This is a genomic window from Burkholderia sp. NLJ2 (assembly GCF_049487195.1).
Taxonomy (GTDB): domain Bacteria; phylum Pseudomonadota; class Gammaproteobacteria; order Burkholderiales; family Burkholderiaceae; genus Burkholderia; species Burkholderia pyrrocinia.
This window is the reverse complement of sequence record NZ_CP137810.1, coordinates 1,042,183-1,060,485: the sequence shown is the minus strand read 5'-3', so window position 1 is coordinate 1,060,485 and position 18,303 is coordinate 1,042,183. Positions and strand designations below refer to the sequence as shown.

The 18,303-nt window shown below is 65.1% G+C and carries 14 protein-coding genes and 1 pseudogene; 10 read left to right on the top strand and 5 right to left on the bottom strand.

The window, feature by feature from the left end:
- Positions 1-64: 64 nt before the first annotated feature.
- Positions 65-1,834 (bottom strand): annotated as a pseudogene (locus R9B84_RS27050) (sigma 54-interacting transcriptional regulator); the annotation flags it as partial.
- A gap of 282 nt (positions 1,835-2,116) precedes the next feature.
- Here R9B84_RS27050 and R9B84_RS27045 point away from each other — a divergent pair.
- The 5 genes from R9B84_RS27045 to R9B84_RS27025 all read left to right on the top strand — a co-directional run bounded on the left by R9B84_RS27045 (position 2,117) and on the right by R9B84_RS27025 (position 8,202).
- The gene (locus R9B84_RS27045; protein WP_423763063.1) at positions 2,117-3,595 is read left to right on the top strand and encodes a benzaldehyde dehydrogenase; all 1,479 of its coding nucleotides are present in this window, start codon (positions 2,117-2,119) and stop codon (positions 3,593-3,595) included.
- A 57-nt stretch (positions 3,596-3,652) separates the two neighbouring features.
- On the top strand, positions 3,653-4,420 hold the full coding sequence (locus tag R9B84_RS27040) for a coniferyl-alcohol dehydrogenase (protein WP_423763062.1): 768 nt from the start codon (positions 3,653-3,655) through the stop codon (positions 4,418-4,420).
- Between the two features lie 122 nt (positions 4,421-4,542).
- Positions 4,543-5,799, top strand: a complete 1,257-nt coding sequence (locus R9B84_RS27035; RefSeq protein WP_423763061.1) for an MFS transporter — start codon at positions 4,543-4,545, stop codon at positions 5,797-5,799.
- 124 nt (positions 5,800-5,923) lie between these two features.
- A complete protein-coding gene (locus R9B84_RS27030) occupies positions 5,924-6,889 on the top strand; it encodes a SphA family protein (protein ID WP_423763060.1) in 966 nt (321 codons plus the stop codon).
- A gap of 344 nt (positions 6,890-7,233) precedes the next feature.
- Positions 7,234-8,202, top strand: coding sequence for a dienelactone hydrolase family protein (locus R9B84_RS27025; protein WP_423763059.1), 969 nt, complete (start codon positions 7,234-7,236; stop codon positions 8,200-8,202).
- Here the strand turns inward: R9B84_RS27025 and R9B84_RS27020 are convergent.
- The 3 genes from R9B84_RS27020 to R9B84_RS27010 form a co-directional block, all read right to left on the bottom strand.
- Positions 8,199-8,405, bottom strand: a complete 207-nt coding sequence (locus tag R9B84_RS27020) for a helix-turn-helix domain-containing protein (protein WP_423763058.1) — start codon at positions 8,403-8,405, stop codon at positions 8,199-8,201. The two genes, R9B84_RS27025 and R9B84_RS27020, sit on opposite strands and share 4 nt — an antisense overlap.
- 82 nt (positions 8,406-8,487) lie before the next feature.
- Positions 8,488-8,670, bottom strand: a complete 183-nt coding sequence (locus R9B84_RS27015; protein WP_423763057.1) for a zinc-binding dehydrogenase — start codon at positions 8,668-8,670, stop codon at positions 8,488-8,490.
- Positions 8,671-8,894: 224 nt separating this feature from the next.
- Positions 8,895-9,596 carry a FadR/GntR family transcriptional regulator gene (locus R9B84_RS27010; protein ID WP_423763056.1) on the bottom strand — a complete coding sequence of 234 codons (702 nt, stop codon included), beginning with the start codon at positions 9,594-9,596 and terminating at the stop codon, positions 8,895-8,897.
- A gap of 367 nt (positions 9,597-9,963) precedes the next feature.
- Here R9B84_RS27010 and R9B84_RS27005 point away from each other — a divergent pair, with 367 nt between their 5' ends.
- The 5 genes from R9B84_RS27005 (at position 9,964) to R9B84_RS26985 (ending at position 16,472) form a co-directional block, all read left to right on the top strand.
- Positions 9,964-10,986 (top strand): zinc-binding alcohol dehydrogenase family protein, encoded by a 1,023-nt coding sequence (locus tag R9B84_RS27005; protein ID WP_423763055.1) that lies wholly within the window; start codon positions 9,964-9,966, stop codon positions 10,984-10,986.
- A gap of 17 nt (positions 10,987-11,003) precedes the next feature.
- On the top strand, positions 11,004-12,116 hold the full coding sequence (locus R9B84_RS27000) for a mannitol dehydrogenase family protein (RefSeq protein WP_423763054.1): 1,113 nt from the start codon (positions 11,004-11,006) through the stop codon (positions 12,114-12,116).
- Positions 12,117-12,199: 83 nt separating this feature from the next.
- Complete coding sequence (locus R9B84_RS26995) at positions 12,200-13,507, top strand: enolase C-terminal domain-like protein (protein WP_423763053.1); 1,308 nt, start codon at positions 12,200-12,202, stop codon at positions 13,505-13,507.
- Positions 13,508-13,546: 39 nt separating this feature from the next.
- Positions 13,547-14,884 (top strand): MFS transporter, encoded by a 1,338-nt coding sequence (locus tag R9B84_RS26990; RefSeq protein WP_423763052.1) that lies wholly within the window; start codon positions 13,547-13,549, stop codon positions 14,882-14,884.
- A gap of 46 nt (positions 14,885-14,930) precedes the next feature.
- The gene (locus tag R9B84_RS26985) at positions 14,931-16,472 is read left to right on the top strand and encodes a UxaA family hydrolase (RefSeq protein ID WP_423763051.1); all 1,542 of its coding nucleotides are present in this window, start codon (positions 14,931-14,933) and stop codon (positions 16,470-16,472) included.
- A 306-nt stretch (positions 16,473-16,778) separates the two neighbouring features.
- Here the strand turns inward: R9B84_RS26985 and R9B84_RS26980 are convergent, their stop codons facing one another.
- A complete protein-coding gene (locus R9B84_RS26980; protein WP_423759991.1) occupies positions 16,779-18,269 on the bottom strand; it encodes an ISNCY family transposase in 1,491 nt (496 codons plus the stop codon).
- Between the last annotated feature and the right edge of the window lie 34 nt (positions 18,270-18,303).

Genomic DNA, 18,303 nt, shown 5'->3' with positions numbered 1-18,303 from the left:
CCGCCCGTCGCTGCAGACGATAAGCCAGTTGCGCACGGGTAATGCCGAGCGTGCGCGCCGCTGACGACAGGTTGCCGTTGGCGCGCTGCACAGCCTCTTCCAGCAGTTGCTGCTCCAGCGCAGGCAACGACGTGCCGCTGCCTCGCACGTGCTGGCTCCAGCCGTCGACCAGGTCCAGCAGCGTCTCGGGATAGGGCGCGGGCGTGTCGCCGTGTTGTTCCGAGGCCAGCGTGGCGACCTCGCCGGCGATGGCCAGGGACAGCACTTCCTGGTTGAGCGTCTCGCCGCTGATGAACATGTGCGACAGGTCCACCAGCCCCGCTTGCGCGAGGATCACACCGCGTTCCACCAAATTCTGCAGTTCGCGGATGTTGCCGGGGAAGCTGTAGTTGAGCAGTGCCTTGATCGCGCGCGGGCTGAACCCGCGCACGGCCAGCCCGTGCTTGTGCGCGTAGCTCTTGACGAAGTGGCTCATCAGCAGCGGGATGTCGTCGCGGCGCTCGCGCAGCGGCGGCAGGTGGATCGGAAACACGTTGAGCCGGAAGAACAGGTCCTGGCGGAAGCGCCCCTCGCGCACGGCTTGCTGCAGGTCTTCGTTGGTTGCGGCCACCACGCGCGTGTTGACCCGCTGTGTGCGAGTGGAGCCGACGCGCTCGAATTCGCCTTCTTGCAGCGCGCGCAGCAGCTTGCCCTGGGCGACGAGGCTCAGCGTGCCGATTTCGTCGAGGAACAGCGTGCCCTCATGGGCGAGCTCGAAGCGCCCTGCGCGCGAGTGTGTGGCACCCGTATAGGCGCCGCGTTCGACACCGAACAGCTCGGCCTCTACCAGCGTTTCCGGAATGGCGGCACAGTTGATGGCGATGAATGGCTTGTCCAGACGCCGGCTGATCTGATGCAGCATGCGCGCAAAGCGCTCCTTCCCGACACCGGATTCGCCGGTGAAAAGCACGGTGGCATCGGTCGGCGCCACCCGCTGGAGCAGATGGCACGCCGCGTTGAACGACGATGAGGCACCCACCAGCGCCGCTCCGGGAACGTCCTCGCTGTCGCGCTCTTCCGACGTGGCGGCTGCGCCGCCTGGCTCCGCTTCGCCGGGCCGCGATGTCGGTCTGGGCACGCTGGCGGTCAGCATGCCCGAGTCGACGAAATCCTGCGCGTTCAGGTAGCGCAGGTCTTCGCTGGCGTCGTCCCACAGCTCGGCCGACTTGCCGATCACCCGGCAGACTGCCGCGCCCATCGAGCGGCATTCCACCTCGCGAAAGATCACCAGGTGTCCGAGCAGCGTGCTGACGTAGCCGATTGCATAGCCGAGCTGCAGCCAACAGGCCGGCGAGGTGCCTACACCGTAGGCGTCGAGGTGCTCGTCGTCCTCGCTGGAGTTGTGCCACAGGAATTCGCCCTGGTAACGGCCGCTCTCGGGCTCGTAGCTGAAGTTGACGGGCACCACCTTGACCACGCCTTCGAGCGTATGGAGCCGTGTGCCGGCGATGAAGATGGCCGAGGGTTCGGCGTCCGGCCATCGCTCGCGCACCAGCCTTGCATCGTTCGCGCCCGACACGTAGCCCGAGCGGGTGAGCAGCCCACGTGCCTTGTCGATACCCAGGCTGTCGATCAGCTCGCGCCGCAATGTGCCCATCGCCCGGCTGTGCAGCAACAGCATGCGCTGGTCGTTCAGCCAGATGCGTCCATCGCCGGGCGAGAAGTACAGGCATTCACTGATGTCGGCCAGCGTGGGCTGCGAGTCGGCACTCCAGCGGTCGGTGCCGGCCGGGCTGAGCACCTTGCCGGTGGTGCGGGCCACTTCGGCAAGGGAGATGCGGGACAGCTGTGCCATGGAGGTTCCGGGTGGGTTCTTCAAATGAATATATCAGGTGGCCTGATAATGTATCGTTTTCATCAAATCCGCAACTGCGGTCCGGGCGAGGGCATTGTTGCGCCGCGGCAGATGGACGCGTGATCGGCGAGCAATGCGATACCGGTCAAGGCACACGCGATTTGTTGCCGGACGGCAAACGCGTGCGTGGTCGTCAGTGGCACGGCGCTTGCGAATCAGGGTGCCGACAGCCGGCTCGAGACGAGCAGCCGGACACGATCCCACTCACAGGAGACACGATCGATGAATGCCCCCGAAGCCACGCGCTTTCTGGATTCCGCCCAATGGGACGGCCTGCTGTTCCAGGGTAATTGGGTGCCGCCGCTGCACCAGCAATCGGTTGACGTTATCGAACCGGCAACCGGTCAGCGACTGACGCGTGTCGGCGTTGCCGACGCCGATGACGTGGCTGCCGCCGTGCAGGCCGCCTGCGTCGCCCAGCGGGCCTGGGTGTCGATGGCGCCGCGCGAGCGCGCCGAGGTGTTCCGCCGCGCCGCTGCGCTGTTTGCGCAGCACCTGGATGAATTGGCGCTGGCCGTCGCACGCGAGACCGGCGGGGTGCTGTTCAAGGGCCAACACGAAGTACGCGAAGCGGTCACGCTGTGTCACCTGGCTGCGGGCATGCCGCTGGACGCGCAGGGCCACGTGCTGGCGAGTCCCGCAGGCCGCCTCAGCTATGCGCGTCGCGCGCCGTTCGGCGTGGTGGGCGTGATCTCGCCGTTCAATTTCCCGTTGATCCTGACGCTGCGTTCGGTGGCGCCCGCGCTGGCAGCCGGCAACGCCGTGGTGGTCAAGCCGGATCTGCGCACGCCGGTGTCGGGCGGATTTCTGATCGCCCGCATCTTCGAGGAGGCCGGCTTGCCGGCGGGGCTGCTCCACGTGCTGCCCGGCGGGGCCGAAGCGGGCGAGGCCCTGGTGGTGCATCCGCAGGTACCGATGATTGCCTTTACCGGCTCGCCCGGTGTCGGTCGCCGCATCGGCGCGCTGGCGGGACAGCACCTGAAGAAAGTCTCGCTCGAACTGGGCGGCGCAAACGCGTTGATCATCCTCGACGATGCAGACCTCGATCTTGCGGTCAGCAACGCCGCGTGGGGGGCCTGGTTGCACCAAGGGCAGATCTGCATGGCATCCAACCGCATCCTGGTGCATGCGTCGCTGGCCGCGGAGCTGACGGCACGACTGGTCGACAAGGCCCGGCATCTGCCGGTGGGCGACGGCGCCAGCGGACAGGTCGCGCTGGGGCCGCTGATCGACCAGAAGCAGTTGCAACGCGTGCACGCCATGGTGCAAGACAGCGTCGCAGCAGGTGCCCAATTGCTCGCAGGCGGCACGTACGAGCAACTCTTCTACCGGCCGACCGTGCTCGGCGGCGTACGCCCGGGCATGCGCGTATTCGACGACGAAGTGTTCGGGCCCGTGGCCAACATCATCACCTTCCAGAGTGACGACGAAGCGGTGGAACTGGCCAACAACAGCCAGGGCGGATTGTCCGCCGGGGTGCTCTCGGCCTCGGTCGGGCGCGCCATGGCACTGGGCCAGCGCTTGCGCGTCGGCATGGTCCATATCAACGACCAGACCGTCAACGACGACTGCGTGAACCCGTTCGGCGGCCCCGGCATCGCAGGCAACGGCACCAGCGTGGGCGGTCCGGCGGACTGGGAGGAATACACCCAATGGCAGTGGACGACCGTCAAGGAGCGAGCGCCCCGGTACCCGTTCTGAACCAGGGGTGCCGGCCAACCCGGCACCCGGAAAAATAGAAATCGACAGGAGACAACCATGCAACTGAGCAACAAGACCATCGTGGTGACCGGCGCGTCATCGGGCATCGGTGCGGAGACCGCACGCCTGCTGCGCTTTCATGGCGCACGCGTGATCGGCGTGGATCGCAACGCGCCGGGCATTACCCTGGACGGCTACGTCCAGGCCGACCTGTCCACGGTCGAAGGGATCGACCACGCCGTGGCGCAACTGCCGCCGCAGGTCGACGCGCTGTGCAACATTGCCGGCGTGCCGGGCACCGCGCCACTGGATCTGGTTGCGCGCGTCAACTATCTCGGCTTGCGGCATCTGACCGAAAGCCTGCTGCCGCGCATGGGGGAGGGCAGTGCCATCGTCAACGTCGCATCCGTCCTGGGTGCGGAATGGCCGCAGCGCATTCACCTGCACAAGGCGCTGGCCGAGGTCGGCGGTTTCGATGCGGGCGCCGCGTGGCTGAACGCGCATCCCGTGCCGCAGGCCACCTGCTACCAGTACTTCAAGGAAGCACTGATCGTGTGGACGCTGACGCAGGCGCAGAAGCTGTTCCTGCAACACGGCGTGCGCATGAACTGCGTGGCGCCCGGACCGGTGTTCACGCCCATCCTGGGCGACTTCGTCACCATGCTCGGCACCGAGCGCGTGGAGAAGGACGCGCACCGCATGAAGCGGCCCGCCTATCCGGACGAGGTCGCTCCGGTGATCGCGCTGCTATGCGCCGACGAGACCCGCTGGGTTAATGGCGTGAACGTGCCCGTCGATGGCGGGCTCGCTTCCACCTACTACTGACGCGACAACCCATCCGAGGTCAGGTGGCCGCGAGGCTGCCTCCCATCGCTCGCCCGGCCGGTGTTCCCGGCTGCGCGACGCGAGGGCCTCGCTTTGCCTGTCATCTGCCAAGGAGACGCAAGATGCAACACGCAACACACGACACCGGCTACGAGCGCAAGACGCTGGTGTTGATGGGACTCGGCTTCGGCCTCGTCGGGCTCGACCGCTGGATCATCGCGCCGCTGTTTCCGCACATCATGCAAGACCTCGGGTTGAACTATCAGCAACTCGGCAACCTGATCGGCATCCTCAGCCTCACCTGGGGCGCGTGGGCGATCGCGATGGGGCGATTGTCCGACCGCATCGGCCGCAAGCGGATTCTCGTCGTGACCATGGTGGCGTTCTCGGTGCTGTCCGGCCTGTCTGGTTTGGTCACCGGCTTCGTCAGCCTGCTGGCCATCCGCGCCGCGATGGGCGTGGCGGAAGGCGCGTTTACGCCCGCCAGCGTGGCCGCCACCGGTGAGGCGTCGTTGCCGGCGCGCCGCGGCTTCAACCAGGGGCTGCAACTGAGCATGTTCTCGCTGCTCGGGCTGGGCTTCGCTCCCATCATCGCGACGCAGTTGCTGCAGGTGCTGCCGTCGTGGCACTGGGTGTTCATGGTCTCGTGTATTCCCGGCCTGGTGACGGCGGTGCTGATTGCGCGCACGTTGCGCAGCGACACGCCGGAAACCGCGCGAGTCGCGAGCCCGGTCGCGGCGTCGCCGCGCTGGCGTGGCCTGTTCCGCTCCCGCAACGTGGTGCTCGCGACGCTGGCGGTGCTGTGTGCGATGGCGGGCATCTTTGTCATCAGCGCCATGGTGCCGATCTACCTGGAGCACGTGCTCAAGCTGGGCACGCAGCAGATGGGCTTCGTGGTGTCGGCCATCGGCCTGGGCGGCTTTGTCGGTTCGTTCGGCCTCTCGGCGTTGTCGGACCGTATCGGTCGACGTCCGGTCGCCATTGGCGCGTTCATCGGCTCCGCCGTGCTGCTGTATGCCTTTGCACGGACCGGAGCCAATCCACACATGCTGTTCGTGCTGTTGTTCGGCCTGTCGATGTGTGCGCTCGGGCTGCTCGGCTTGCTGTCGGGGCCGATCGCCACGGAAGCCGCGCCAGCCGGGCTCATTGCGTCATCGGTCGGTTTCGTGTCGGGCGCGGGCGAGATCTTCGGCGGCGGGCTGGCCCCCGTGCTGGCCGGCTACGTCGCCGAGCACTTCGGTCTGGCGTACACGCTGCACGTCGCACTGGGCGGGTTCATTTGCGGCGCCGTCGTGTCGCTCTTCCTGCTCGAGACCGCACCATCGCGCCAGCCTCGGGCCGACATGAAGACCGTGGCCGTGGAGCTCGACAGGTCGTAACCGACTCCCTCGCTTCTCGCACACCACAACACCCAGGTTTCGATCGAGTGGCTGCCCCGTGCCAATGCGGGGCAGGCCGGGGACGCCTGCGCGCCGTTCGGTCGGACCATACAGGAGACACCGCATGTTCATTCACCGCATCAAGTCCATCAAAACCGCACTGCTGGCGGCCGGCCTTTCCGTCACCGCATCGTTCGCATGGGGCTTCGATCAACCCTCCGTCAACATGGGGGCCACCAGCTTCTTCGATGGCGCACCGTTGCCGGGCGGGCCGGGCTTCTATTTCATCGAATATCTCACCCAGTATTCGGCCAACAAGCTGATGGATAACGGCGGCAATCAGGCCGCGTTTCCGGCCAAGCAGAAGATCGATCTGACGGTCCCGGTCAGCCAGTTGATCTTCTTGCCGGAAGGGGCGAAGTGGGGCAACAAGCAACTCGGCTTCCAACTGCTGTTGCCGTGGGTGGCGGCGGCGCGCGTCGACGACGGGATGAACAACGCGGTGCTCAAGGGGGCCCGTGGCATTGGCGACCTGACCTTTGGCGTGTCGCTGCAGTTCGATCCGATCATGGGGAAACAAGGACCGCTGTTCTCGCAGCGCTTCGAGCTGCAGGTGATCGCACCCACCGGCCGCTACGACCGCAACGCCGCGGTCAGCCCCGGCAGCAACTTCTGGTCGTTCGACCCGTATTGGGCGGTCACCTTCTGGGCGACGCCGAAGCTCAGTTTCAGCGGCCGCTTCAACTACCTGTGGAATGCACGGAACGGCAATCCGAATGTCGCCTTCGGCAATGACGCGACTTCCACCCAGGCGGGGCAGGCATTGCACGGCAATTTCGCCGTCGAGTACGAGATCAAGCAGGGATTGGCGGCAGGTCTGAGCGGCTACTGGCTCAAGCAGATCAGCGACAGCAAGGTGAACGGCGCGAACGTGCCGGGACGGCGCGAGCAGGTGGTGGGGCTCGGCCCGGCAGCCATGGTGGCGTTGTCGCCCAAGGACTTCCTGTTCTTCAACTACTACAAGGAGTTTGCCGTACGCAACCGCGCCCAGGGCGACAAGTTCCAGATCCGCTACGACCACCATTTCTGATTCCGGCGAATCTTCCTGCACGGGCGCGCCGCTCGCGCCTGGTGTTTCGGCTTCGTCGAACATCTTTTCGCAAACGCTTCAGCGGCCTGTATTCTTCGAATTCATTCGGCGTCAAGGCGACGACGGTTTTGGCGAACGCAATGTCCAGGCATTGTTCGCGTCGCTCGACCGCGACCGGATCGCGCGCGGCCCGCTGCGAACCGGGCGTTGATGGCGAGGGCCGAGAGGGTCAGCGTCGCGGCCGGCTTCAACTCGCACAATGCGACTGCGACGAAGTAGACAAAAAATAATCGGGCGGTCCGGGCCGTTCAGCCAACGGCGCCCGTCATCCAGGAGACGCATGAATGAAGATCGTCAAGACTTTGCTGTTCGCCTTGTTATGGATGGCCGCTCAGGGCGCGTACGCGGAGAAGACCCCGGATATGGCCATCCATGTCGAGGTACACCAGATCCCATCGCTGACGCTCAGCGACAGCCAGATGCTGACCGGGGATGGAAACGGCAAGCCCGTGACGGTGGGCGGCATCCTGAGGCTCGCGAAGCACCCGGGGAAACAGCCGGTGGTGGTGCTGATTCATGGTTCGAGTGGCATGGGCGCGAACATCGAAATGTGGGAGCGCACGTTCAATCAGAACGGCATCGGGACGTTCGCGATCGATGGCTTCACGGGCCGCGGGATCAGGTCCACCAGCCAGGACCAGTCGCAACTTGGCCGGCTCAATCTCACCCTCGATGCTTATCGGGCGTTGAACATTCTTGCGCATGACCCCCGCATCGATCCGGACAAGATCATGCTGATGGGGTTTTCGAGGGGCGGGCAGGCAACGCTTTATGCGGCCATGACGCGACTCAACCGCCTGTGGAATACGTCAGGCGTTCGCTTCCGCGCCTATATGCCTTTTTATCCCGACTGCATGACGCGTTATCGCGACGACACCGAGGTTGATGGCCCGATCCGCGAATTCCACGGCGCCGACGACGATTACGATCCTGCGGCGGCCTGTACTGCATACATCGAGCGGCTGCAGCAGGCAGGAAAAGACGTCGCGATGACCGTCTACCCGCACGCATCGCATGGGTTCGATATGCCGTACGCGATGCCGACAGTTGCCGTAAAGGGCGCGCAGACCGTACGCGCGTGCCGGATCGTTGAAGACGCGAACGGTAAACTGATCAACGAGGCGACCGGCGCTCCCTTTTCCTTTCATGACGATTGCGTCGAGACCGATCCCCACGTCGGCGGTAACGCGCAAGCGCGCGACGCGGCGATCGCGGACGTGATCGCCTACCTGAAGACATTGCTTGGCAGCTAGGCGCCGCACGTGCAGCGCCGGGCATTCGTTGCACAGGCGGCCGCGGCGGCGTCAGTCGCGGCCGGCCTCGCGACCAGGTGCGCCTCCAGCTCGTCGATCATGCACGACAGTGCCGGCTGATCGACGTGCAGGCGTTCGGATGCCCGCGCGACATGGCGTTCGTCGGCCACGGCCAGGAAACAGCGGAGATGGCGAAGCACCATTGCGTACCGATCCTGTTTCAGGCTGTCGCGGCCCGATGGTCGAGCCGGGAACCAGGCGACGGGGAGTCGTTGGCAACGGCCGTCATCGCACGGCTTCCCCGGCCGCCTTCATCGCGTCTTCCGCCGAGCGTGCCACTACGACCTTGCCGGTCATTCCGCCGTTTTCCACCAGCCGATGTGCGTCGCGCAGGCGGGCGGCGTCGAGCGGATATAGCACGCGGCTGACGGTCGAGCGCAGTACGCCGGCATCGCGGCTTTCCCGCATGACTTCATTCGCCGTGTGATCCAGCGCGCCGACATGGCGGCGTGGCAGGAATTCGTAGTGATGCGAAACGTCTCATGCCAGTGCCCTTGGTGAAGCACTGTCGCGGCAGGCCGTCGGTATTTTCGTCAGCCCGGCGCCGCCCGGGCTGCGCAGGTCGCAATATCACGCGAAAGCTGATCCACCCTGACAGTGCGAATCGTTCACTGACGCCGCCGCCGGGTGGGTCAGTTGCGCTCCTGCTCCAGCCAGCGTCTTTGCGACGCGTAAAGATGTGTCCGCATGGCTGCCTGTGCCATCAGCACTTCGCCATTCTCGAGCGCATGAAGGATCGACTCATGCTCCTCGAATGCTTTGGCCCACGTTTGCCCGCTCTCGGCCCGTGCGCTGACGCGTGACGAGATCGGGCTGTGGCGTCCATCGAAGAGCTCGCCCACCAGTCGGACCAGAACGGAATTGCCCGTTATCGCGGCAATTGCCACGTGAAGTTCGCGATCGTGCTGAAGCGGGGAGCGGCCGTCCGCAATCGCGGATCGCATCGCTGCCACGGCGCGACGCACGGGTGCCAGCAGTTCAGGCGTCGCGCGGGCGCAGGCCAACTCGATCACGCTGCCTTCCAGCGCCGCACGGGCATTCATCAGTTCGATCGGGTTTTCGCCAAGCGATGTCGCCGGCGCGGCAGGGGCCTTTGGGGTAGCACACACGAACACGCCGGCCCCCATCCGCACTTCGACGATGCCTTCGATCTCCAGGGCAATGAGCGCCTCCCGAACGGACGGCCGTGAGACCCCCAGCTGTTGCGCGAGATCGCGCTCGGGCGGCAGGCGTTCTCCGTCGGCAAAGCGCCCCTCCTCGATCAGCGAGCGAATCTGGTCGGCGATGCGCTGATAGAGACGGCGGGTATCCACCTGATTGAACTGGCCCGGCAATGCTCCCCCTCGCGGCGCACCGCGCTTGTGTGTTCCGGAGCAATGAGTCTACTGCACCTTGGGTGGCCTGACCAATTTGTCAGGCGTTCGGGCGACTCGCACCGGAGCGGGTCGCACTTTGCCTTGAATTGGCCTTACCAAAATGTTGTGAATCTGCATCATCCGATGCTCTGCGTGTACAGGCTAATCGCCTTGCAGGCCGTGCGAATTGGGCTTGCAGGGGATTTCTCGACGGCGTCGCGATCTAGGTGTTTTCCATGGATTCAGGGGAATTGGCTTGACCACAAAAGGTCAGGCCAATAGTCTTCGGCTGGTCAGGCCAATTTATGTCAGAACCGTCCTCTTTTCATACGTTATCGAGATCCCGATGAGAACAGTCATTTGCGAAGAACCCGGCCGCCTCGTTGTTGCCGAGCGTCCGATGCCGGCCGCGGGGCCCGACGATGTGCTGATTCGCGTGAAGCGGGTCGGCGTATGCGGTACCGACATGCACATCTTTACCGGCAACCAGCCGTACCTCGCGTATCCGCGCGTGATGGGGCACGAACTGGCCGGCATCGTCGAGAGCGCCCCGGCGGGCGCGCGCGTCAAGGCGGGCGACCAGGTCTACGTGATGCCGTACCTGTCATGCGGCACGTGTGTCGCGTGCCGTGCCGGCAAGACGAACTGCTGCACGCGAATCCAGGTGCTGGGCGTGCACGCGGACGGCGGCATGGTCGAATACCTCGCCGTCCCGCAGGCATTCGTGTTCGACGCGAACGGCGTCACGCTCGATCAGGCCGCGATGATCGAATTCCTCGCGATCGGCGCACACGCGGTGGCGCGTGCCGACGTCCGCTCCGGGCAGCGCGTGCTGGTCGTCGGCGCCGGTCCGATCGGCATGGCCGCGTTGATTTTCGCGACGCTGCGCGGCGCGCAGGTCAGCGTGCTCGACGGTCGCGCAGACCGGCTCGCGGTTTGCGCGACGGCGCTGGGTGCGCACGCCACCGTGCGGCTCGATACGACGGGGGAGGGGGCGGATGTGCAGCGTCTCGCAGCGCTCACCGACGATGAGTTTTTCGACGTCGTGTTCGATGCGACCGGCAATCTCGCAGCGATGGAGCGCGGCCTCGACTTCGTCGCGCACGGGGGCAAGTACGTGCTGATCTCGCTCGTGAAAGGTCGCATTTCGTTCTCGGACCCGGAATTCCACAAGCGCGAAACGACGCTGCTCGCGAGCCGCAACGCGACGCCGACGGACTTCGAAACGGTGCTCGCCGCGATGCGTGCCGGCCAGGTGCCGACCGATTCGCTGAAGACGCACGCGCTGAGCCTGGCCGATCTGCCTGACCGCTTCGCGGAGCTGCTCGAACCGGACGCCGGCGTGATCAAGGCGCTCGTCGAATGCTGAGCGCGGACGGCAAACCGATGGCCAATCCAATCCTGCAATTCGGTACCAGCCGCTTCCTGCAGGCGCATGTCGACCTGTTCACGTCGGAAGCGCTGGCCGTCGGCCGCGCGCTCGGTGCGGTGACGGTCGTGCAGACGACGTCGAGCGCCGAGAGTCGCGCGCGCATCGATGCGCTGCGCGCGGCCGGGCGCTATCCGGTGAGAATCCGCGGCAGGCGGAACGGCGCGACGATCGACCGGCAGGTCGACTGCGTGGCGATCACGGAAGCGCTGCATGCGAGCGAGGAGTGGGCGCTGTTGCGAGAGCGTGTGGCGCACGACGTCCGGGTGATCGTATCGAACACCGGCGACAGCGGCTATGCGCTGTTCGACGACGACGGTGCGGACCTGCTCGACGGGCGCCGCACGCCGCGCGGCTTCGCGGCGAAACTTGCGGTGCTCCTGCACGAGCGCTTCCGGGCAGGCGGCGCGCCCGTCACGCTGCTGCCGTGCGAACTCGTCGCCCGCAACGGCGACACGCTGCGCGACCTGGTGGTCGGCGTCGCACGGGGCTGGCACGCGGACGCGGCATTCGTCGATTACCTGATCGGCGGTTGCGTGTGGGTCAATTCCCTCGTCGACCGCATCGTGTCGGAGCCGATCCATCCGGTCGGTGCGGTTGCCGAGCCGTATGCGCTGTGGGCCGTCCAGCGCACCGCCGGGATGACGCTGCCGTGCGAACACGCGGACATCGTCGTGACCGACGATCTCGAGCGCTACGAGCGGCTGAAACTGCTGCTGCTCAATCTTGGACACACGATGCTCGCGCAGCAATGGCTCGCGCTCGGCAGTGCGGCGGACATGACGGTCGGTGCGGCGATGGACGATCCTGCCTACCGCGAACCGCTCGAAGCGGTGTGGAACGAAGAGGTGATGCCGGTGTTCGTCGCGCTCGGCGAGCGCGACGCGGCGCTCTCGTATCTGGACGAGGTTCGCGACCGGTTCGCGAATCCATTCCTCGCGCACCGGCTGGCCGACATTGCCGGCAATCACGACATGAAGAAGATGCGACGCCTGCGCCCGGTGCTCGACATGGCGCGCGCGCTGAAGTTGCCGATCGGGCAGCCGCGCCTGATCGCGGCGCTTGGATAACCGGCCGCAGTGGTTCGGGCTCGTTGCAGGAGCGTCCGGGCGCGGTGCCGAGACGAGATGAAACGACAAGGAGACAAACAGCGATGACGACACGCATTATCGATGTGCAGGTACGCGACATCCGCTTCCCGACGTCGAAGAGCATGGACGGCTCCGACGCGATGAACGGAAATTCGGACTACTCGGCAACCTATGTGACGCTCGTCACCGATGCGCGGAACGGCATCGACGGGCACGGCCTGACCTTCACGATCGGCCGCGGCAACGAACTGTGCGTCGATGCGGTGAAGTCGCTCGCGAAGCTGTTCGTGATCGGCCGCTCGCTCGAGGAGATCACGGCAGACTTCGGCGCGTACTGGCATGAGATGGTCGCGGGCGATTGCCAGCTTCGTTGGGTCGGCCCCGAGAAGGGCGTGGTGCATCTCGCGACGGCCGCGCTGATCAATGCGATCTGGGACCTCTGGGCGAAAACGGCCGGCAAACCGGTCTGGAAGCTCCTTGTCGACATGACGCCGGAACAACTCGTGAGTTGCGTCGACTTCACGTACATCGACGACGTGCTGACCCGCGAGGAAGCCGTCGCGATGCTGCGCCGGGCGGCGCCGGGCAAGGCGCTGCGCGAACGGGAGATGCGCGAGCACGGCTACCCGGGTTACACGACCGCGGCCGGCTGGCTCGGCTACCCGGAGGACAAGATGCGCATGCTTGCGCGCGAGGCGGTCGCGGACGGGTGGACGCACCTGAAGCAGAAGGTCGGCGCGGATCTCGAGCAGGACGTGCGGCGCGCGCGGATCCTGCGCGAGGAGCTCGGCTGGGAGCGCAAGCTGATGATGGATGCGAACCAGAACTGGGGCGTCGACGAGGCCGTCGCGAACATGCGCGTGCTCGCGCAGTTCGATCCGTGGTGGATCGAAGAACCGACCAGCCCGGACGACATTCTCGGTCACGCGGCGATCCGGCAGCGAATCGGGCCGATCGGCGTCGCGACCGGCGAGCACGCGCACAACCGCGTGATGTTCAAGCAGTTCTTCCAGGCGGGCGCGCTCGACTTCTGCCAACTCGATCCCGCGCGGCTCGGCGGGTTGAACGAAGTGCTTGCCGTCGTCCTGATGGCCGCGAAGTTCGGTGTGCCGGTGTGCCCGCACGGCGGGGGCGTCGGCCTGTGCCAGTACTCGCAGAACATCGTGCTGTTCGACTACATCGCGGTGTCGGGTTCGCTGGATCGGCGCGTGCTCGAATACGTCGATCACCTGCACGAGCATTTCGAGGCGCCGATCGTGATTCGCCGCGGGCGCTACATGCCGCAGGAGGCGTCCGGTTACGGCGTCACGATGAAGGCGGCGTCGCTCGACGCATTTGCCTACCCGAACGGGCCCGAATGGCGGGCGTGAGCGATCGGCCCCACGACGAGAACAATCCCGGAGACAACGATGAACCATGATCCGCAACAATCGCAGCACCTCGCCGGCGCGGTCAGGAAGGCCGCGATCCGGCTCCTGCCGTTCCTGACGCTGATGTACGCGTTGGCGTTCATCGACCGCGCGAACGTCGGTTTCGCAAAGATCGCCTATCAGGCCGATACAGGCCTGAGCGACGCGGCATTCGCATTCGGCGCCGGTATCTTCTTCATCGGCTACGCGTTGTTCGAGGTGCCGAGCAACCTCATCATGAACCGCATCGGCGCCCGCGTATGGATGAGCCGAATCATGGTGACGTGGGGCTTCGTGTCGGCATCGATGATGTTTGCCCACACGCCGACGCAGTTCTACTGGATCCGTTTCCTGCTCGGTGCGGCGGAGGCCGGATTCTTTCCCGGGATCATCCTGTACCTGACCTACTGGTTTCCGGCGAAGGGGCGCGCCCGTGCGCTCGGGCTCTTCTACTTCGGCGTGCCGATCGCGATGCTGATCGGCAACCCGCTGTCGGGCTTCCTGTTGCAGATGCATGACATGTTCGGCTTGCGGAACTGGCAATGGATGTATCTGGTCGAGGGCCTGATGGCGACCGTGGTCGGCGTGATCGCGTTCTTCTACCTGACGAGCCGGCCGAAAGACGCGCGCTGGCTGACCGAGAACGAGAAGCGGGCGCTGAGCGACGCACTCGACGCCGAGGAGCGCGCGAAGCCCCGGCATCTGTCGACGACCGTGTTCGGCGTGCTGAAGGACCGCCGCGTGCTGACGTTCATTGCCGCGTACTTCTGCATCCAGATCGGCAATGCGCCGCTCGCGTTCTACCTGCCGTCGAAATTCGCCGCGACGATGGGCTCCCAGATCAATGGAAAAATCGGTCTGCTGCTGATGATTCCCTGGTTGTGCACGATCGCCGCGATGATCGTCGCGACCCGCTTCGCGGATCGTCGCGACAATCATCAGCAGGTCGCGGCCGGCATGCTGACGGTCGGGATTCTCGCGTTCGCGTCGCTGTCCGTGATCAATACCCCGGTGCTGACCTTGCTCGCATTCTGCATCGCGATTCCCGGTCTTGTCGCGTGCCAGCCGGTGTTCTGGTGCCTGCCGACACGCTATCTTGGCGGGACGGGCGCGGCGAGCGGCATCGCGTTCATCGTGTCGATCGGCAATCTCGGCGGCTTCGTGTCGCCGCAGATCAAGGCGTTCGCGGACGCGGCGTCGCACGATGCGCGCGCCGGCTTCGTGGTCGTCGCCGCGTTGTGCTTCGTCAGCGTGCTGCTGCTGCGTTCGCTGCGCGGTATGGGGCACGCGGCGGCCGAAGGCACGCACGGCGGTGCACAGGTCGGCACGCATCGATGAAGCGTCCGCCAGTGCGCCACCTAACGACCCATCCAGGATCATCATCATGACTACCTCCGCCACCGAACAGGTCGCGATCCGACTGCATCCGAATGACGATGTCGTGATCGCGACGCGCCAGCTCGTATCCGGCGCCCGGATCGCATCCGAGGCGCTCGTCGTCGCCGGCCTGATTCCGCCCGGTCACAAGATCGCGACGCGCGACATCGCGAAAGGCGAGCCGATCAGGCGCTACAACCAGATCATCGGCGTCGCGCGCGAAGCGATCGTGCGCGGCCAGCACGTGCACATGCACAATCTCGGCATGGCCGAGTTCGCGCGCGAGCATGACTTCGGCATGGCCGCGAGTCCGACGCTGTTCGACGAAACACCGGCGACCTTCATGGGCATTCGCCGGGCTGACGGACGGATCGCGACGCGCAATTACATCGGCATACTGACGAGCGTAAATTGTTCCGCGACGGTAGCCCGCGCGATCGCCGACCATTTCCGGCGCGATGTGCACCCGCAGGCACTGGCCGATTATCCGAACATCGACGGGGTGATCGCGCTCACGCACGGGCTCGGCTGCGGAATCGACTCGCGGGGCGAGGGGATCGCGATTCTGCGCCGAACGCTGGCTGGCTACGCCGTGCATCCGAACTTCCATTCGGTGCTGTTCATCGGCCTCGGGTGCGAGACCAATCAGATCGGCGATGTGCTTCGCGAAGGCGGACACACGGATGCCGCACGCTTGCGGCATTTCACGATTCAGGAAAGCGGAGGCACGCGCAAGACGATCGAACGCGGCATTGCGATGGTCACGGACATGCTCGCGGATGCGAACCGCACGGCGCGCGTTGCGGTGCCGGCATCGCATCTCGTGGTGGGGCTGCAGTGCGGCGGCTCCGACGGATATTCGGGCATCTCCGCGAATCCTGCGCTGGGTGCGGCGGTCGACCGCCTGGTACGCCAGGGCGGCACCGCGATACTCTCCGAGACGCCGGAGGTCTACGGCGCCGAGCATCTGCTTACCCGGCGCGCCGTCAGCCGGGAGGTCGGGGAGAAACTGCTCGCGCGAATCGCGTGGTGGGAAGGCTATTGCGCGCGCAACGGCGCCGCGCTGGACAATAATCCGTCGGCCGGCAACAAGGCGGGCGGACTCACGACGATCCTCGAGAAATCGCTGGGCGCGATCGCGAAAGCGGGCACGACGAACCTCGTCGACGTGTTCGAGTACGCGCAGCGGATCGATACGCACGGCCTCGTCTTCATGGATTCGCCGGGCTACGACCCGATGTCCGCGACCGGGCAGGTCGCGTCGGGCGCGAACCTGATCTGCTTCACGACGGGTCGCGGATCCGCATACGGCTGCGCGCCGGCGCCGTCGCTGAAGCTTGCGACGAATACGGCGCTGTGGGAGCGTCAGGAAGAGGACATCGACATCAATTGCGGCGGCGTGATCGACGGCACGACGACGGTCGGCGGGCTAGGCGACGACATTTTCAGAAGCATGCTCGACTGCGCATCGGGCGCGTATTCGAAAAGTGAGTTGCTCGGTTATGGGCAGAACGAGTTCGTGCCTTGGCAGGTCGGCGTGGTGACGTAACACGAGGCGCTCAACCTGGCGCATGCTCGATCCCGGCCGTTCGGCTGGGCGCCATGGGTTGAGCTTGCCGTCTGCGACGTCCTGAATGACCCAGCTCGCGCATCGTCAGTGTCACCAATCGAGCTGGCTGCATGGTCGGCCCCCGTGCTTGCTCAACGAGCCGTCCAGCATGCCAGCAGTCAAAAACACGACATTAGGATATGGCTGCCACAACACATGTCAAAGCCATTCTCAAATGTCCGCGTCTCGGCTAAGTTGAAATGTCCGGGTTTACGGGCTTGAGGTTTGTTTCTCTTGGGTTACAGATCACGCAGTGTCGAAGAGCGGATCCTGAACGAGCAGGGTGCTTACGCTTGCGTCACTGCCCCTTGCAGACCGGCGGCCAGATTTGCGCGCGGGCTGTTGGACCTGTCTGCGTTCGGCAAGATCCACGATCACTTTCTCGACATCGGCCTGCGTGAACTCACGCTGCTTCTTTTTGTTCGGCTGAGTGGTGTTGCGGTTCGTCTTGGTCGAGTCGCCTCGATGCGTTCGAGACGGTGCCTTACCGATTCGGCTGTTATCGCGTTGCGCCTGAAGCGCTTGCGCGATCTGCAGCACATGACTCAGGCGCTTGTGTTCGACGATGGCACCTTGATCGATTTCGGCCAGCCGGTCGTACTGCCTGCAGGGCAACACGCGGCCCTCTGCTCGGAGTTCGATGCGCTCATCCGGGTACTCCCAAACCTCGATCGTTCGATCAATCAGTTGCCGATTCTCCGGTGTATCGTCCAGCAAATACATCACTCGGTCGTACTGCACCGTGAGCGACTTCGTCACTTTCCGCGGCTCGCGCCACGTCAGCACCAAGTCAAGATTCTCATCGGCGCGCAGCGGTCGGTGCGCATTGAACTCGCTCTTCGGTGGCTTCGCAAAACGTGCGTTGTAAGCGGCCATGAAGGAGGGCGCGTAAGCGTTGGCATCGGCCACCGTGTTGATCCCGCGCAGTCGCATCTCCTTGACCAAGCGATCCTGAAGCGTCAGATGTGCTCGCTCGACTCGCCCCTTGGCCGGACTGCTGTTTGCGCAAAACGCGTCGATGTTCAGCTCGTACATCGCGCGACCGAAGTGCGTCACCCGATTACCAGTCTTGCCTGGCGTTACGTTGCGGAACACACTGTACTTGTCGCTATAGAACGCCCCCGGCTTGCCGTGGCGCTCGATGTACGCCCGCGTCGCCTCGAAGTAGCTGAAGGTCGATTCGGTTCGCGTGAAATGCAGCATCATCAGCCGGCTCGTCGCGTCGTCCACATACACCAGCAGCGTGCAGGCCGGCGCCCGTTCCTCGAACCACCGATGATCGCTGCCGTCGATCTGGATCAGTTCACCCAGACATGCCCGGCGTGCACGCGGCTGGTAGACCTTCGGCGGCCGCTGCCGGCGCGGCACCCACAAGCCAGCCTCCGTCATCAGCTTCCTGACCGTTTCCTTGGCCAGCCGGATGTCGTGGCATTCCCAGAGCTTCTCGCAGGCCAGCGTCGGGCCGAAGTCCGCGTAGCGATCCCGAATGATCGACAGCGCCCGATCAGCCGTCATGCTATCCAATCGGTTGTTGCTGGGCTTCGCGCGCCGTTGCGACACGAGACCTTGCGGCCCGTGCTCACGCAATCGGCCGACCAGTCGCCGGATCTGCCGTGTCGTCAGTTCGAGTCGCTCGGCCGCGCGCCACGGCTGAAGCTTGCCGTCTGCGACGTCCTGGATGACCTTAAACCTGTCCAGCTCGTGCATCGTCATCGTGATCCGTTCCGTTGCAGCCATCGAAGCCTCCAGCGCTGGATTCCCAGCGGCCGAT

What these genes read in the sequence shown, in the direction of transcription:
- R9B84_RS27045 (WP_423763063.1), top strand. Translation starts at nt 2,117, where the DNA reads ATGAATGCCCCCGAAGCCACGCGCTTTCTGGATTCCGCCCAATGGGAC.
- R9B84_RS27040 (WP_423763062.1), top strand. Translation starts at nt 3,653, where the DNA reads ATGCAACTGAGCAACAAGACCATCGTGGTGACCGGCGCGTCATCGGGC.
- R9B84_RS27035 (WP_423763061.1), top strand. Translation starts at nt 4,543, where the DNA reads ATGCAACACGCAACACACGACACCGGCTACGAGCGCAAGACGCTGGTG.
- R9B84_RS27030 (WP_423763060.1), top strand. Translation starts at nt 5,924, where the DNA reads ATGTTCATTCACCGCATCAAGTCCATCAAAACCGCACTGCTGGCGGCC.
- R9B84_RS27025 (WP_423763059.1), top strand. Translation starts at nt 7,234, where the DNA reads ATGAAGATCGTCAAGACTTTGCTGTTCGCCTTGTTATGGATGGCCGCT.
- R9B84_RS27020 (WP_423763058.1), bottom strand. Translation starts at nt 8,405, where the DNA reads ATGGTGCTTCGCCATCTCCGCTGTTTCCTGGCCGTGGCCGACGAACGC.
- R9B84_RS27015 (WP_423763057.1), bottom strand. Translation starts at nt 8,670, where the DNA reads ATGCGGGAAAGCCGCGATGCCGGCGTACTGCGCTCGACCGTCAGCCGC.
- R9B84_RS27005 (WP_423763055.1), top strand. Translation starts at nt 9,964, where the DNA reads ATGAGAACAGTCATTTGCGAAGAACCCGGCCGCCTCGTTGTTGCCGAG.
- R9B84_RS27000 (WP_423763054.1), top strand. Translation starts at nt 11,004, where the DNA reads ATGGCCAATCCAATCCTGCAATTCGGTACCAGCCGCTTCCTGCAGGCG.
- R9B84_RS26995 (WP_423763053.1), top strand. Translation starts at nt 12,200, where the DNA reads ATGACGACACGCATTATCGATGTGCAGGTACGCGACATCCGCTTCCCG.
- R9B84_RS26990 (WP_423763052.1), top strand. Translation starts at nt 13,547, where the DNA reads ATGAACCATGATCCGCAACAATCGCAGCACCTCGCCGGCGCGGTCAGG.
- R9B84_RS26985 (WP_423763051.1), top strand. Translation starts at nt 14,931, where the DNA reads ATGACTACCTCCGCCACCGAACAGGTCGCGATCCGACTGCATCCGAAT.
- R9B84_RS26980 (WP_423759991.1), bottom strand. Translation starts at nt 18,269, where the DNA reads ATGGCTGCAACGGAACGGATCACGATGACGATGCACGAGCTGGACAGG.